Genomic DNA, 16,985 nt, shown 5'->3' with positions numbered 1-16,985 from the left:
AGAGCGCTGAAAAACTGAATCACCAGAATCACTTAGCCAGAATTTGCCTAAACCTCCGGCAGAAAAAGCCCGGCTTTTCGGGTTCTGCCTTACCCTGTAACAATGGGCTTCACAAAAAAATCACATTTTGTGCCGCGCCTTTCTGCAACTGGCACGATTTTTGTTTCTCTTAGTTCGAACCGGTCTTTCCAGCGCATACGCGTTTGAAACCGCCATTCGACGGAGATATTCGATGCTCATAACAGGAAGAATCAAGCCAGCAGCTCTTTTGGCCACTTTGCCTGCGCTTGTCGCCATGGCTGGAATGGCGTTGGCTCAGGAAGCAGCAGCCCCTGCGGCTCCCACGCCCACTCTCGATACGGGCGATACGGCCTGGATGCTGACGTCAACCGCGCTTGTGTTGATGATGACCATTCCGGGCCTTGCGCTGTTCTATGGCGGCATGGTGCGCAAGAAGAACGTGCTGTCCACGGTGATGCAGAGCTTTGCCATCACCTGCCTCATGTCCGTGCTGTGGATGGTTGCCGGCTACTCGCTCGCTTTCACCGATGGCGGCTCGATGAACGCCTATATCGGCAGCCTGTCCAAGGCTTTCTTCTCCGGCGTCACGATGGAATCGCTGACCGGCACCATTCCGGAGTATCTTTTCATCACCTTCCAGATGACCTTCGCGATCATCACGCCAGCGCTCATTGCCGGTGCGTTTGCTGAACGCATGAAGTTTTCGTCCATGCTGGTCTTCCTGACCCTGTGGCTGTTCATCGTCTATATCCCGGTCGCGCATTGGGTCTGGGGCGGCGGCTTCCTGGCGTCGGACGGCGTGCTTGACTTTGCTGGCGGTACGGTCGTTCACATCAATGCCGGTGTTGCCGGTCTGGTGGCCGCACTCATCCTCGGCAAGCGCGATGGCTATGGCCACACCAACATGGCCCCGCACAATCTCGTTCTCTCGGTCATTGGTGCTGCCCTTCTGTGGGTGGGCTGGTTCGGTTTCAATGCCGGTTCGGCTGTCGGTGCGAATGCCCTTGCCGGTGTCGCCATGCTCAACACGCAGGTTGCAACCGCCGGTGCGGCTCTCGCCTGGATGTTCGTGGAATGGGCAATCGCTGGAAAGCCAAGCGTGCTCGGCATTATTTCGGGTGCTGTGGCCGGTCTGGTCGCCGTCACGCCTGCCGCCGGTTTCGTCAATCCGATGGGCGCGCTCATCATCGGCATCGTGGCTGGTGCGATCTGCTATATTGCAGCCGTCAAGATCAAGCATGCGCTCGGCTATGACGACTCGCTCGACGCCTTCGGCGTCCACGGCGTCGGTGGTTTCGTGGGTGCGGTCCTGACCGGTTTCTTCGCAGACACCACCATCAATTCGCTCGGCGAAGGCGCTTCCATGGGCAAGCAGTTCTTCGGTGCGGCAATCACCATCGTCTATACCGCAGTCGCGACCGCCATCATCCTCTACGTGGTCAAGGCTGTCATGGGACTGCGTCCAAGCAAGCAGGCCGAAATCGAAGGCCTCGATATCTCTTTGCACGGCGAATCTGTTCAATAAGAACAATTCTCCCAAGAAGGAGAAAGGCGCGGGAAACCGCGCCTTTTTTCATATGTGTGAAGATAATCCATGGTTAATGCGGAATTAACCATCGCCGGATTAGGATCGGACCGATTCATTCTGCCCGTAGCTGTTCTGCTATGGGCGACAGCGAAAATTTCGGTTCGGGACTGGCTATATGCGGCAAGGATATTCGCCCTCATACCCGCTGCGTGACGAGCGGATAACGGAAGACAGGCTCCGCCTGACCAATATCTTCCGCAGGCAGTTCTATATACTGTTTGGTCTGGCGCTTTTGTCGCTGACGGCAATGGCCGTTGGCGCACTGGCTACATGGAATGTGGCTGATCCGAGCTTCAGCCATGCAACCGATAATCCGGTGACCAACGCGCTTGGTTATCCCGGCGCTGTCTTCTCCGATCTGGCAATGCAGTTTTTTGGTCTAGCGAGCGTTCCCGCATTGTTGCCGCTGGTCGTGTGGTCGCTTCTTATGATGACGCGCGGCGGTATTGGCCGTGTCGCCAAGCGCAGCTTTGCCTGGATCGGCGCAGCCGTTCTTTTTGCTGGCATTGCGAGCTGCTTTGCGGTGCCAGAAAGCTGGCCGATGCCAATCGGACTTGGCGGTGTGTTTGGCGACATGCTGCTGCGTTTTCCCGGCCTGTTCCTTGGTCAGTTCCCGCAGGGCGCAATCGCTTCGGCCATTGCGCTGGTTCTCGCTTTTCCTGCGCTGTGGCTCTGCCTTTTTGCAAGCGGCATCATTGGCCGTGGCATCATCAATCCGGCTCAGCCCGCGCAACGCGGACGGGCGGAAGAAGATTTCATCGATGAGGATGACGAGGAAACCGCTGGCGGCGGCTTCCAGTTCATCGGTGCGCTGACCCATCTCGTCCTGACGACGACAGCCAACTTCAAGCGTCTCACCGGACTTGGCCGTCGCCAGTCCCGCGACGAGGATTTCGGCGACATGCGCGCCGTACGTCGTAGCGCGGAAACGCGCAATGGTGCAGAAGCGGCCCGGCGTCGTGAACCGGGCTTTGGCGGACCATCGGCGGACGAAGCGCCGTTCGATATGGACGATCCAATGGATGAAGGCGCGGACGACGCACCACTGGCCGGTCAGGAGTGGCACGATGCGCCGCCTGCACGCAGCCGCAAGGCGCGTGTCGAACAGGCCGCACCGTCGCCCAAGCCGGGCGCTCGCGCCCAGCGTGAAGCACAGCCGTCTTTCCTTAAGGATAATGGCGTATTTGAAATGCCATCGCTGCATTTCCTCGCCGAGCCGAAACTGGTTCAGCGTGATCCCGCTCTGTCGAAGGATGCGCTGGAGCAGAATGCGCGTCTGCTGGAAGGCGTGCTGGAAGATTTCGGCGTGCGCGGTGAAATCATCAATGTGAAGCCCGGCCCGGTGGTCACGCTTTACGAACTGGAGCCGGCACCGGGCATCAAATCTTCCCGCGTCATCGGCCTTGCCGACGATATCGCCCGCTCGATGAGCGCGATTGCCGCACGTGTTGCTGTCATTCCGGGCCGCAACGCCATCGGCATCGAATTGCCGAATCCGAAGCGCGAAATGGTGTATCTGCGCGAAATGCTGGCCAGCCGCGACTTCGAACAGTCCAAGGCGAAACTGGCGCTGGCGCTTGGTAAGACCATCAATGGCGAGCCGGTGATTGCCGATATCGCGAAGATGCCGCACGTGCTCGTTGCCGGTACGACCGGCTCGGGCAAGTCGGTGGCGATCAACACGATGATCCTGTCGCTGCTCTATCGCATGACACCGCAGGAATGCCGCCTGATCATGATCGATCCGAAGATGCTGGAACTCTCCGTCTATGACGGCATTCCACATCTGCTGACGCCCGTTGTGACCGACCCGAAAAAGGCCGTTGTCGCGCTCAAATGGACCGTGCGCGAAATGGAAGACCGTTATCGCAAGATGTCGAAGGTAGGCGTTCGCAATATTGACGGTTTCAATCAGCGTGTCGTTCTGGCGCAGAAAAAGGGCGAGCCGATTGCGCGCACCGTGCAGACCGGCTTCGACCGCAATACCGGCGAGGCGATCTATGAGACCGAAGAACTCGATCTGGCGCCAATGCCCTATATCGTCGTGATCATCGACGAAATGGCCGACCTGATGATGGTTGCTGGCAAGGATATCGAAGGTGCAGTGCAGCGTCTGGCGCAGATGGCGCGTGCCGCCGGTATCCACGTGATCATGGCCACACAGCGTCCGTCGGTGGATGTCATCACCGGTACGATCAAGGCCAATTTCCCGACCCGTATTTCGTTCCAGGTGACGTCGAAGATCGACAGCCGCACCATTCTGGGCGAACAGGGCGCTGAGCAGCTGCTCGGTCAAGGCGATATGCTCTTCATGGCTGGCGGCGGTCGCATCCAGCGTGTGCACGGGCCTTTCGTCGGCGACGACGAAGTGGAACGTATTGTGCAGCATCTGAAGCTTCAGGGTGTGCCGGAATATCTGGATGCCATCACTGAGGATGAAGAAGATGATGAGGGCGGCAGCGGCCCGTCAGGAACCTCCAATCTGGAAGATTCCGATGACCCGTATGATCAGGCCGTCGCGGTAGTGCTTCGCGACAAGAAGGCATCCACGTCCTATATCCAGCGTCGTCTCGGCATTGGCTATAACCGTGCCGCGTCGATTATCGAGCGCATGGAAGATGAAGGGATTGTCGGTCCCGCCAACCATGCCGGCAAGCGCGAGATTCTGGTGCCCACTGGTGACGATGAATTCTAAGCCAGGGACATGACGCGGCGGCACGCCACACTCGCGCCAAACTGGCGCGATAACCTGACGATATGATGAAAAGAGAAAGTATACCGATGATATTCTCCCGTTTTTCAGCCTTTGCGAAAGCTGGTCGTCTTGCAGCCGTGCTGGGAATGGGAGCGCTTGGTCTTGGCGTCGCGTCTCTGGTTCTGACGCCCGTTGGCGCGATGGCGCAGGGTGCTGGTGCGGCTGGTGCGGCGCAGCAGATCGCCGATCATTTTTCATCGGTTCGCACCATGACGGGTGAGTTCGTTCAGTTTGGTCCGAAGGGCGATCAGACTGGCGGCACTTTCTATATCGAGCGTCCGGGCAAGATTCGCTTCAACTACAACAACTCGCCGATCCGCGTGATTTCCGATGGCGAGTCCGTGGTCATCAACAATCGCAAGCTGGATACGTGGGACCTCTATCCGCTGTCCAAGACGCCGCTCAAGCTGTTGCTGGCAGACCGCATCGATCTCGGCGGCGGCCGTCTTCAGAATGTGAAGCAGGAACCGGACATGACCACGCTGGTGCTCGGTGACAAGTCGATCTTCGGCGATTCGAAAATCACTATGATGTTCGATCCCAAGTCCTATGAGCTGAAGCAGTGGACCATTACCGATGCCCAGAAGCTCGATACCACGGTCATGATCTTCAATCTGCGTACCGGTGTCCGTTTCACCGATGACATGTTCAAGATCGACTATCAGCGTATCGCCATGAAGCGCAAAGGCCAGTAAGCGGCTTTCACAAAAAGGTCAGCAATTGTCACCTTGCTGCGGCAAGCTGTTTGCATTTGCAGGATAAATGGTTAGGTTCGCGGCATCTTTTTCGTTGCTGCGAGTCCCACCCCCATGGCTTTTTCCGTTGCTACCTGGAACATCAACTCTGTGCGCCTGCGCATGCCGCTGGTCGAGCAGTTTCTGCGCGACTATCAGCCCGATGTTCTGTGTCTTCAGGAAACCAAATGCCCGGACGATCAGTTTCCATCCAAGGGTTTTCGCGCACTTGGTTATGAGCATATCGCGATCAGTGGCCAAAAGGGCTATCACGGCGTTGCAACTATCTCGCGCCGCCCATTGTCCGGTGTCGAAAAGATCGGTTTCTGCGATATGGGTGATTGTCGCCATTTGAGTGCGGTGGTTGAGGCGGGAAACAAGAAGCTCCGCATCCATAATTTCTACGTACCGGCGGGAGGCGACGAGCCGGATCCGGCAATCAATCCGAAATTTGCCCACAAGCTCGGCTTTCTTGAAGAAATGCGGGCCATCGTGGCAGATCGGCAGGACGGTCTGTCGTCGATCCTGGTGGGCGATCTTAACATCGCCCCGCTTGAAAACGATGTCTGGTCGCACAAACAGCTTTTGAAGATCGTCAGCCATACACCGATCGAGACTGAGACGCTGGAAGATTTGCGCGTCAAGGGCGGCTGGAGCGACTTGATGCGCCAGATCATTCCGTCTGACCAGAAAATCTATACCTGGTGGAGCTATCGCGCCAAGGATTGGGATGAATCGGATCGTGGCCGCAGGCTCGACCATGTCTGGGGCTCTGCCGATCTGGAGGCCCATATGAAGGGCCTGCAGATTCTGCGCGATGCACGTGGCTGGGAGCGTCCGTCAGACCATGTTCCGGTTATTGCGACATTCGATCTGGATTGATCCGATAACAGCCCTTATATAGGGAGCAGTCAAAGCAAGGAGAAAAGAACGATGGATCAGACAACACTGCATCAACCGACCAGTGTTTTCAATGTTTCCATGGTTCGCAATGACTGCTCTTCTGACACTTCAGGATATTTCCTGCATCACGGCTGATGGCCGTACACTTTTCGAATCCGTCAATTTCAGCGTAACCGAGGCCCGTATCGGACTTGTCGGGCGCAACGGTGTGGGTAAATCCACGCTTCTCCATATCATGAGCGGTGCCTTGGCGCCGACATCAGGCACCGCCGCACGCAGCGGCAGGTTCGGCGTTCTGCAACAGAATATCGCGACTGACGGCGGACAGACGCTGGTCGATCTGTTCGACCTTTCCGCAGCATTCGCTATGCTTTCGCGTATTGAAGCGGGGCAGGGCACGGATAGTGATTTTGAACAAGCCGACTGGCTTCTGCCGCAGCGCTTTGCCGACGCCTTGCAGCGCTTCGGACTGACGTTTGAACCGCACACACACCTTGCGTCGCTCAGCGGTGGGCAGCGGACACGTGCTGCGCTTGCCGCGCTTCTGTTCCACAAGCCAGATCTCATCCTGCTGGATGAACCGACCAACAATCTTGACCATGATGGCCGCAAGGCGGTTATGGATATGCTGGCGGACTGGCGCGGCGCGGCGCTTGTCGTTAGCCATGATCGCGCGCTGTTGCGGCAGATGGATAGTATTGCCGAGCTTTCGCAAGGCGGCCTGCATCTTTATGGCGGCAACTGGGATTTCTATCACAACAAGAAACAGGAAGAGCGGGACAATGCAGCCCGCAATCTGCAGCTTGCCCAGCGCGAGGTGAAACTGGTTCAACGCAAGGCGCAGGAAGCAGCGGAACGACAGGCGCGTAGCGATTCACGTGGGTTCAAATCTCGTGCCGATGCTGGCATGAGCAAACTGTTGCTCGATGCGCGTGAAGATCGGGCGCAGAAGACCGGCGGCAAAGGCCAAATTCTCGCGGATCGCAATTCTGAGAAGGCGCACGCCCAACTGAAGGATGCTGAAGCGCTGGTCGATACGGTCAAGCTGATGCGTTTCACCGTTGAACGCTCGGCGCTGCCATCAGGGCGCGTCCTTCTGGAAATGGAGGATGTGTCGGGCGGGCCGCGACCGGACACGCCCGTCATCAGGGATTTTTCGATGAAGATTGTCGCACCGGAGCGCATCGCGATACGTGGCGCCAATGGTGCGGGCAAGACATCGCTGTTGCGGCTCGTCACGGGAGAATTGCTGCCGGTTGCCGGGCGTGTGCAGTGTTTCGTTCCAGTCGCCATGTTCGACCAGCAGATGAGCCTGATGGATCACAAAGCCACGCTTTTTGAAAACTTTCGGCGTCTCAATCCGGATGCGAATGACAATGATGCCCGTGCAGCGCTGGCGCGTTTTTCATTTCGCGGCGAAGGTTCGTCCCGGCTTGCCGGAGAACTGAGCGGCGGCGAATTGCTGCGCGCAGCACTTGCCTGTGTGTTAGGTGGTACACAGAAACCGGAATTGCTGATCCTGGATGAGCCGACCAATCATCTCGATCTCGACTCCCTCGAGGCGCTGGAGATGGCGCTGAACGACTATGAAGGTGGATTGCTCGTCGTCAGCCACGATCAGGCGTTTCTGGATGCTATCGGGATTGAAAGGATGATTGATCTGTAGGTTCAGCGAATTTACAAATGGTCGCGCGGGGGATTTGCAGGCGGCTAACCTACTCTATTGCTCTACAGATACTCTTTCAAAATTTGGGGGGAAATTTTGGATTTGTCCTTCGGCCAAGCCGCCGAAAGGACTGAGGGGATAGGATAAGGCTAGAGAAGACCGAAGGTGCGGGCTTTGGCGACCGCCTGAACTTTATTCACCGCAACAAGCTTGGTCAGTACGTTGCTGATATGGAAATTCACGGTACGGGTTGAAATATTGAGAATTGCGCCGATGATTTCCGATGTTTTGCCTTCGCTGGCCCAGTGCAGAATTTCCCTTTCACGCGCCGTCAGGTTGACTTCGGAAACGCAGTTCATGGTCGGAACATCGAGATGCTCATACATGGACAGATGAAGCAAATTGGCCGAAATCTGCATCTGGCGACGCAACGTGGCGATTTCGCCGGAAGCTAATGGCGGATCGCTTCTGATGAACGACAGCATGCCGAATACGCCCTGCGCGGCCCAGCAGGGCTGCGAAATACCAACCTTGAAGCCAAAACTCTGTGCATCCGTCCAGATTTGTGGCGCCTCGGCATACAGCTTCGCCGACCAGACCAGCGGCTCGATGCTGTTTAGTGCTTTACGAATAAGCGGATCTTCCTCCGCGTATTTTTTTGAAGCGTAATGATCTACCCACTCTTGCGGCAATGAGCCGAAGCTGAGCCATTTCACCACGCCGTTGAGCAGTGGAACGCGCATGATATAGGACACATGTGCGAACCCGCGCTGCTTTGCATAGTTGTCTATGTGCTCCAGGAGCTGCCCAGCATCATCAGCGGATTGCATGGATTCATAAATTTGTTCCCATTTCATTGCAGACACCCAATAAGAATGTTTTGTTTATGCTCATACGTATAATTTAGTAGGGTATTGTATTCAGATTTACTGAAACAATTTCACCATATTACTATCATTTTTACAAGATTTTAATAGTCATTCAAACAATTTTAATTCAATTCCTAATGACCGATCAGAATTTATAACTAAATTAGTTTTACCTTTATTTAATATCGCGCATTCAAAGGGGGCGTTGGCCTCTTGTACGACGTTTCAAGCTGTTTCGTGATAATACCGTCGCGTTGACTTGCTGTTGAATGTCGATTCAATCACCTCTTGCATCAAGAGAGCGCTTCCTTGATTTGTCGGCAATGTTGCCCGGTTTTCCGCCTGTTAATGGCTTCAATGCGGACGGGGTATATTTGGCATAACGCATTACACCTATAAAACATTAGCAAAATCTCGCATCCCACTTTTGTGGAATGCGAGAAAAACCCAACCGGATAAATTTTACATCGAAACCGCGATCTTATTTGTGAATTCCATTAAACTCAGGGTCGTAGTTGATGTAACTCATATAGTTCTTCATTGATCCTCTAGTTTCACTTTTGGTCTTGTTGCTTTTGGCGTAGTAGTAACTGCAACTGTGTCCGATGAAACCATATAAGACATTAGATTATAATGGTTTTGCCCCTCATCTGGATATATGCATGTATATGGAAAGTATACTCCATCAGTTACGGACTCAACCTGAAATATTTTTACTATTTCTTCAGGATCTTTTCCAGGTGTGTAGCGAGCAACCCAGAATACTATACTGTTTACTTCCGCATTCTCCAAGGATTGATCTGGAACTATCAATTTAAATCCGCGATCATCCTCTGAAATTTGGGCTGGAATAATAAGCGGGTCGGGAAGGTACGTGACGGAGCCAAGAGTATCGTCGAAATCCTCAGTGTCAAAGGAAGCTATGACGAACCGGCATTCTTGTACAGGTAAGTTCGTTCCTGTTGGTGAAGCCTGAATCGTAGTTAAAAATCGAGTTACGGAGCCAACCTTGAGAATACTGATGCCATCTATGCCTGTTGTCGTATAAACCCTGCCATTTTCATCGGGAGTTAATTCGGTGTCGTTATAATCGTAATAGCGCGCATACATACCCAATGGATCGCAGACCCACCCGATTTCTCTAAACTGCTGGGCTATGTTATTATGTAGATAGCGAAACTCGAACGTTACTATCTGATGGGGGTCGGTTACGTCGACCTGCTGACCAGCCGGTGGGTTGTGAGCGTAGTTCGTGTCCTGGATCAATGTACAATCAGGTCGATTGACGGCGGTTAGGGTGATCGGACAGGGCGCATTCGCCTCAGGTACGTTGGCGCCAAACTGTATGCTTCCCTGAGCCGTTGCTTCAATCGTGGCTGTAGCGATGCCCTTATCGTTCGTTCTAAACGTCATGTTCGTTAAAGTTGCATTGGCAACCGGTTCCATCCACGAAACAGGATATTTCGTCAGAGGGTGGTCGAACTGATTGGTCAACCGTACGGTGATGGTGGTTGGCATTCCAACGACCAAATCACCCCCGTCCGCCAGCTCGATGAGTGTCAGATGATTCGTGTCGGCGCTATGGGTGAAAGTTAGTTTCAGGCCTTCGTTGCGTCCATCACCGGCCGCCACGTTCACATATGTTTCCTTCGCCACAGCGGGATAGCCCGCAAGTGTTTCAAAACGAATATAATTGGTAGAAGAACCGTCCGCTCCGGTTGTTGTGTTCCTTTTTTGGGGCTCTACACCGTTGGTGCAGTGCCACGACAGGTTGGCGTCTGCTATGCCATCACCGTTTCCGTTCAAATAGGATGCCGTCACCTTAACCCAGCTATCGTACAGCATGTCGCCGTCAGCTGGTGGGTCTATTATGATGTGATCGCCTTGCACATCCTGCTTGATAAATTCTAATTCGAACCCGCGTTCAGCACTCGTATGCGGAATGCTTGCGTAGAAGTGCGCGATCCCCGTGTTCGCCCCCCTGACCGTGGCGCGTGCCAAGCCCTGATCATCCGTCTGATGGTCGATAATCTGGATCGTGGCGCCATTGGTTGGAGTATCCCAACTGATTGGATAGTTCCTCAAGACATACTGGTGGTCATGGGTCAGCTTCAATGTGACCGTTGTATCTACATTGATCTCTATCTGGCTCCCGTCTGTTGGTGAGATGAGATCCAGTACTTCTTTGAGATCACTGCCCGCGAATACAAGCGTTATCGGCTCGGCGTTGTCGCCGAATTCGTCGCTTAGCGTTACTTCTGTGACGATAGGTAGGGCTGGGTAGCCGTCTTCCGTGCTGAAGGAGAACCATCCCGTGACTTCGCCTTTTTCATCTGTCTGGCCCGTGTCGGAAAATGTAACTCCCCCCGTAAAGCCCCAGTGCACATCTATAAACTGCGCCGGATCACCTTTGCTATCTTTAACAGTGGCACTTATCGGCACGCGAGTGTTGTACACAATATTCTGGGCAAGTGGTGGGTGTATCGTAATGATATTGGGCAGTTTGTCCTGCTGTTGGAAGATCAGGTTGAAACTGCAATCGCGTCCCGCTTCCGCAGCATGTGCGACGAATTCGACGGTTTCTTGCGCTATTCCTGTAATCGTGGCACGAGCCTCACCGTTGGTATCAGTTGAAGTCTCGGCGTTTTTAATAACGGCGCCACTAACCGGATGATCCCATGAAATGGAGTAATGCTTCAAAGGTTCTTTAAACTGATTTGTCAGTTTTATTTTGACGGGTATTTCCTCGTCGATCGCACACGTTTCTCCATTTTCTGGTGAAACCAAGTCGAGCGCATTATGTTCGCCGATCCCGGTAAACTGAATTTTGATCGAATTCGATGAAAAAGAGCCGTCCGGGGTTGTTGCGTGAACGTCGATCGTGACCCATTCCTCTGGATAGCCCTCGGTCGTCGAATACACAAAATAGCCAGTTGCAACGCCGTCGGGGTCAATGATCGATTCTGTTGACGAATGGAGTCCCGAAACATCGGAGAAAATCCATTTTATCTTCGTGACCGATGCTCTCGAGCCGTCGCTATAGGTGACGGCCGCGGTAATCGGTACGATGGTATCGTATAGCACAGTGTCGCTGGCAGGCGGATTTATCGTAATAGTAGGGATTTTATCCCGCTGATGGAAACTCAGCGTGAACGGACAGTCCGCATCTGCTTCCTGAGCATGTGCTGTGAATTGTACGGTGCCTGCCGCTGCCCCTGTGATCGTGGCTTTGGCTTCGCCATTCTCATCGGTTAAGAGGTCGGCGCCTGTGACCGTGGCGCCGCCAACAATGTCGTCCCACGTGATTACATAATAACTTAATTTTGTACCATACCAATCCGTCAGCTTTAGTGTGACGGGGATTTTATCTTCGACGTAGACCACGCTTCCATCGGCAGGTGAAATCAGGATGAGGGCATTATGTTTTCCGCTCCCGACAAAATGAATCGTAAGCTTCTCGGATGAGGAAGAGCCATCGAGGGTTGTTGCCTGAACGTCTGTATTGATCAAGGCCGAAGGTTCGCCGTCTGTCGTAGAATACATAAACCACCCTTCAGCCACGCCTTCGGCTGAAGTGGTGGATTCAGGACAATATTGAAGCCCTGGAACGTAGAGGAAATTCCATTTTAACGTTGTATAAGGCACAGCCGAATCATCGTCATTGGTAACAGTCGCAAAGATCGGAATTTTGGTATCGTAGAGAATATCTTCCGCCGCCAGTGCGGATAGATGAATGTTCAAATGTGGTACGTCGGGGTTCGTAAGCTTCAACGAGAAGCTCTTTCCGACTATTCCCGCATCTTCTGCACTAACCTCAATACCAATAGTTCCTTCGGCCAGCCCCTGAATAGTGGCGGACGCGGTTCCAGTAAGGGGTGCAGTCTTGCTGTCTGGGGTGCCGATGACGTCACAGCTGCCAGTGAATTTCCATTTCACACCATACTCCCACATCGAGTTCCCTAGGTCATCGTACAGAGTGACGGTGACACGGATATCCTTATTAACGGGCCATTCGCTCCCGTCTGCCGGGCTGGTGAGTACCAAATCATTGTTTTTACCGGGGCCCCTAAAGGTAAGCTTGACCTCGTCGGAAAGGATAGAATTACTATCGTCCCCCGCCTGTGCGGTCCAGAAAACGTTAGCCCCCGGGTAGCCTAGACCCGCTGTTTTAAATCTGAACGTGGTAGAAGCGACGCCATACTGATCTGTTTCGGCAACGTGAGATTGGCCGCCAACTACTTTACCATCTTGAAAATAATCCCATCCTATCAACGCATCCTCCACAGGAGCGCCATCATAGTTAAGATAGGTTGCTGATATTGGCACATCGGTGTCATAGAGGATTGTGGCGGGATTCGGCGGATTTATCGTCAGTGTATGCTTGTCGACAAAAATATAGACGGTGTTGCTGGCGCCCGCTTCCGGCGTGGCGTAGATAGGGATTTCTCTGGGTCCCGTCTGCTTTGCCTTCACGACGGCTGTAGCAATACCATTCTTGTTGGTTTGAGCATCCTCGGACACCTTCGTGTACATCGATTCATTATCGAAAAACCACGTGATCGGGTAACCCGCCAGCGGGTACTCATCGTTGTGTGTCAATCGCACCTGGAAATGGATATCCTCGCCCACGAGCCAACGACTATTCTCATCTGGCAAACGCACTTCCAGTTTGTTCTTGTCGGACGGGCCTGCGAAAGTCAGCGTTGCGGAATCAGGCGGAACGGTATCGTCATCGGTACTCGCCGTGACCTTTATCGTGAAATTCTCGCCAGGATATCCGTCCTGGGTCTTGAGCAAAAAATACCCTTCGGCAATGCCCTGATCGTTTGACTGGGACCCCTCAAGATATTCAAGACCTTGCGACTGTCCTTCATATTTCCAGTTAACCGTCGCATTGGGTACGGGATCACCGGCGCTGTTTTTAACGATTGCACTAATCGGCACGTGGGTGTCGTATAGGATCGCGGATGCGGCTGGCGGATTTATCTTGACGCTGCTGGGGTTATCGTTCCGCTCAACGACTGTGAAATCGCAGAGGCAGTGAACGTTAGGGCCAGCATCAGGAACCTTGAAGTCCAACTGATACGGCCATGCTGTGGATGACGTGACCTTGGCATTGGCGAGGCCTTGATCGTTGGTGTTTGGGTCGGCATGGAGGAGTTTAAAATCTAAATCATTGAAATCCCATCCGACTTTATAATTGGCCAGCGGGTACTCTTTGTCATGAGTTAATTTTACCTGGAAATCGATCTCGTCTCCGACCGCAAAAGTCAGTGTGTGATCCGTTTGATCCGGCTTGATAACTTCCACGAAGTTAAATAGGGACGGACCGGTGAATGTAATCGTCATCAGATCTGACGAGACAGCAGTGTCGTGCGTTTTTGCCGCAACTGTCGTTGAAGCCCAGGGAGTGGGATATCCGGTTTGTGTGCTGAACGAGAATGTGCAAGTGGCGATACCGTCAGGATCGGAAGTTGACGACGGGACATGAGCGATCTGCGGCGCTCCAAAATACCAATTCACCTCTACGTCGGGACAGGGGAGGCCAAACTGGTCCAGAACAGTTGCTCTGACCGGTATCTTGGTATCGTACGGCATATCGGCAGCGTCGGATGTTATGAGTGTGATACTGTCGACCACAGGCGTGTAGAATATCATCGGGAAACTACATTTGGCACCAGGCCCCCCAAATGGGGCCTGTATATTCATCACCACCCGCCCCTCGGATTTTCCTCTGATCACAGCAGTGGCGCGACCTTCTTCATCGGTGACGGGGTCAAAAGATTTTATCTCGATGCCGCTTTGATCCTTACCCCAATCTATTTCGAAACGGCGTAAAGGAGAACCAAGATTACTTTGAAATACCACGCTAATTGGGATGTCGCGATCAACATGCAAATAACCAGTGGCAGGCGAGGTGACGAACAGGTAGTTATCTGGCCGGGGGTCAGGGAAAGACATCAATACAGGTGTTGTTACGCAATCATGTCCATTCGGAACCGCATCCACTTTCAAAACGACCGCTATGTTTGAATATGGCGTATCATAATTGTAGTGGAAGGTAGTATAACTTAGGGCATCTTGAATGCCAGAATAGTGTTGAATGCTGGAATAAGGCTTAATGGATAGGGTACCGTTTGAAGGTCCGCTCACCTCAACCAGCATCCAATCCAGCCCGGTAGACGAGGTATCACTTGAAATATGCGCCACAACATTTAGTTCGGTGTTGAACTTTAGCGTATCGGGAGTAGGCACTGCGAAGGTAATTTGTCTAGACCGCGAGGATAGATTCATGGTTTCTGCAATAGTGAAGGTGCAGTCGAATTCCAGCACGGCATCTGGCTCATCCAGCGGCGAGACAGCGATCCGGACAGACCTGTTTGCGCTGTTGTCAACAAGCGATGCGTTGATGCTATTGACGCTGTGGCCGTTGTCATCCGTCGAGGTCGTCTGCTTGTCGAATATGGCCTCGCCCACAAGAACTTTCCAGACGAGTGTGCGGTCCGCCATCGCTTTCCCGGAATTGTCGCGATAATCGACGGTAAATTCGACGTCCTGGTTGGCAGGGAAAACTGACCCGGAATCATCGGTGGGAGATACAAAACGCAGAATATTGTTCTGCTGACTGAGAATGAACTTGTTCATTCCGTTCTCCTATAGTTGAAACGATAATATTACCGCCCCCTTTATGGAAGCGGCAACGACGTTGATCGAGATTGAAAACTGGTATTTCAGGTGCCGGTCGCGCTTGAAAATGTTCCAACGAGCGACGGTAACCCTCGCCACAAACCGCATTCGGAGTAAAAGGTGCGAGAAAACTCAATCCAAGCCGATTGAGTCTCGTTTTAAACCAGTTGTTATCGTTGGGGTTTATTGGCACCCCGATGCGATCGGCCTTTGTTGTCGCGTATCGGGATCAATAATCGCTGGTTGTGCGGCATTATGGAAAACGATTTCCCCATGAGCCGCAATCATCGCCGTAGCTTCAGATTGGGCTGACCGTGTTGATTGTGCCGCTAAAGAATTTATCCGGCTTCGCCACCGATCTGTTTGCTTTGATATCCATCACATCAAAGTCGATGAAAATCGTGCCTGGTTTGCCACCATACCTCTGACCGTAGTCCTTAAGGTCGCCGGCATTTATCTTCATCGTCAGAGGCTTGCTGAAGTCATCCGTGGCGTCAAATTCCTTCATTGCGATATGCAGGAGTCCACGGTGCGCATCCTCGGTGTCTTGGTACCAGCCGTTGATGTAGACAAGACCTTGAACTACATAGCCTTTCACTCGGTATTTGGCATCCAAGTTAGCTAAATTGACGTAAACGGTAACCTCTCCGGGGGGGGGTGCCAAGGTCTCCGATATTTGTGGTATGGTCCACTAGAAAAGGCTTCGCATCCTTAATCGTACGCAAATTACCGCCGACCGGCGGCTTTTCTGCGCCAGTAATTAAAACTTCGCAATTCACAGTGCTCGAGGTGTTGGTCAGACCCCCATTATAAATTATGTAGCCGATTTGATTTTTATCGCCAGTGTTCGTCTTCAGGTGTTCAAGAGGAATGGATATCCCCGCATCGGTGGCGTCCTCGAGAGGGCAGATAACTGCATAATCGCCGTTAACGAGCAGCGCCAGTTTTGCATCAAAATCATCTTGAAATTCATACCAGATTACGTTGGGCAGTCTTAGATTGACGCTGCTTGCCCCACTCTGAATATGGAGTTTGTCGTCATCGCTCAGCGGAATCGCATCAAGCGGATTCTCGCCAGGGTTTAAAATGTAGTCCGTAAATGCTATATCACGCGGCCATTTGGGGTCCACCAGTGTGGAGTCAGCAACGTCTTTCAATTCTAGTCTTGGAGAAAAAATCACCTTAGCGTTTGAATGGATATAGAATGTCGCCACGCCAGCGGGGCTGGCTTTAATTGGTACTTTATCAAATGGATCAACTGAAATAACTGTATTATCCGGCAATACGATGGCAGGGCCGCCCACCGGTTGTGAATAGTATAGAATGGCGTTAGGGACCGCACCGCCATTGCCGTCCTCGACCTTCACTTCTACCTTGATAGTGCCGTCGCCGCCCGGCTTGGCCCCCGCCCCACTTCTGTCTGGGGCCACAAAGCTTTTCACTGATGTATCGATAGTGATGATATTTGTCATTGGTGTAACCTTCTGTTGCTATTGCGCGGCAAGAATGAAATTTTCCGACACCCCAAACAACTGTCGAAGGCACCAAAATATATGGCGGTATTGTCAGTTGCGTGCGGCGCAGATTCGGTCGGCGGAATACGCAATCGTGAGGATTGTTTCGACGCGTCGTCATTTTAATGCGATACAATAGCCAGTCTAAGAGCCGTGGAATTCGGGATAATTATTGTCGTGTGCATTTTTTAATAAGGTGAAGCGAATTATTATCTATTATTGAACTGAATTATAGAAATAACATTAGA

9 protein-coding genes are annotated in these 16,985 nt (G+C 52.8%); 5 read left to right on the top strand and 4 right to left on the bottom strand.

All coding sequences use genetic code 11. From position 1 onward, the window contains the following. Positions 1 to 232: 232 nt before the first annotated feature. From FHW03_RS00460 to FHW03_RS00440, 5 genes are all read left to right on the top strand, one after another. The gene (locus tag FHW03_RS00460) at positions 233 to 1,546 is read left to right on the top strand and encodes an ammonium transporter (protein ID WP_182518880.1); all 1,314 of its coding nucleotides are present in this window, start codon (positions 233 to 235) and stop codon (positions 1,544 to 1,546) included. 178 nt (positions 1,547 to 1,724) lie between these two features. Continuing rightward, complete coding sequence (locus FHW03_RS00455) at positions 1,725 to 4,304, top strand: DNA translocase FtsK (RefSeq protein WP_182518879.1); 2,580 nt, start codon at positions 1,725 to 1,727, stop codon at positions 4,302 to 4,304. Between the two features lie 86 nt (positions 4,305 to 4,390). Further along, positions 4,391 to 5,059 carry an outer membrane lipoprotein carrier protein LolA gene (locus tag FHW03_RS00450; RefSeq protein ID WP_182518878.1) on the top strand — a complete coding sequence of 223 codons (669 nt, stop codon included), beginning with the start codon at positions 4,391 to 4,393 and terminating at the stop codon, positions 5,057 to 5,059. A 114-nt stretch (positions 5,060 to 5,173) separates the two neighbouring features. After that, a complete protein-coding gene (gene xth, locus FHW03_RS00445) occupies positions 5,174 to 5,980 on the top strand; it encodes an exodeoxyribonuclease III (protein ID WP_138784179.1) in 807 nt (268 codons plus the stop codon). Between the two features lie 109 nt (positions 5,981 to 6,089). Further along, entirely contained in the window at positions 6,090 to 7,667 is a 1,578-nt protein-coding gene (locus tag FHW03_RS00440) for an ABC-F family ATP-binding cassette domain-containing protein (protein ID WP_182518877.1), read from the top strand. A 149-nt stretch (positions 7,668 to 7,816) separates the two neighbouring features. On the opposite strand, the gene FHW03_RS00435 is transcribed toward FHW03_RS00440, so the two are convergent. From FHW03_RS00435 to FHW03_RS00420, 4 genes are all read right to left on the bottom strand, one after another. Beyond that, complete coding sequence (locus FHW03_RS00435) at positions 7,817 to 8,524, bottom strand: LuxR family transcriptional regulator (RefSeq protein ID WP_109369941.1); 708 nt, start codon at positions 8,522 to 8,524, stop codon at positions 7,817 to 7,819. A gap of 549 nt (positions 8,525 to 9,073) precedes the next feature. Then, positions 9,074 to 15,181 carry an Ig-like domain-containing protein gene (locus FHW03_RS00430; RefSeq protein ID WP_182518876.1) on the bottom strand — a complete coding sequence of 2,036 codons (6,108 nt, stop codon included), beginning with the start codon at positions 15,179 to 15,181 and terminating at the stop codon, positions 9,074 to 9,076. A 340-nt stretch (positions 15,182 to 15,521) separates the two neighbouring features. Continuing rightward, on the bottom strand, positions 15,522 to 15,821 hold the full coding sequence (locus FHW03_RS00425; RefSeq protein ID WP_182518875.1) for a hypothetical protein: 300 nt from the start codon (positions 15,819 to 15,821) through the stop codon (positions 15,522 to 15,524). A gap of 19 nt (positions 15,822 to 15,840) precedes the next feature. After that, a complete protein-coding gene (locus FHW03_RS00420) occupies positions 15,841 to 16,695 on the bottom strand; it encodes a hypothetical protein (RefSeq protein WP_182518874.1) in 855 nt (284 codons plus the stop codon). Positions 16,696 to 16,985: the final 290 nt, after the last annotated feature.

Origin of the sequence: Ochrobactrum sp. RH2CCR150 (assembly GCA_014138095.1) — a bacterium.
In the GTDB taxonomy this organism is placed as follows: domain Bacteria; phylum Pseudomonadota; class Alphaproteobacteria; order Rhizobiales; family Rhizobiaceae; genus Brucella; species Brucella gambitense.
Note: the sequence above shows the minus strand (reverse complement) of the source record. Positions and strands in the feature narration are given on the sequence as shown.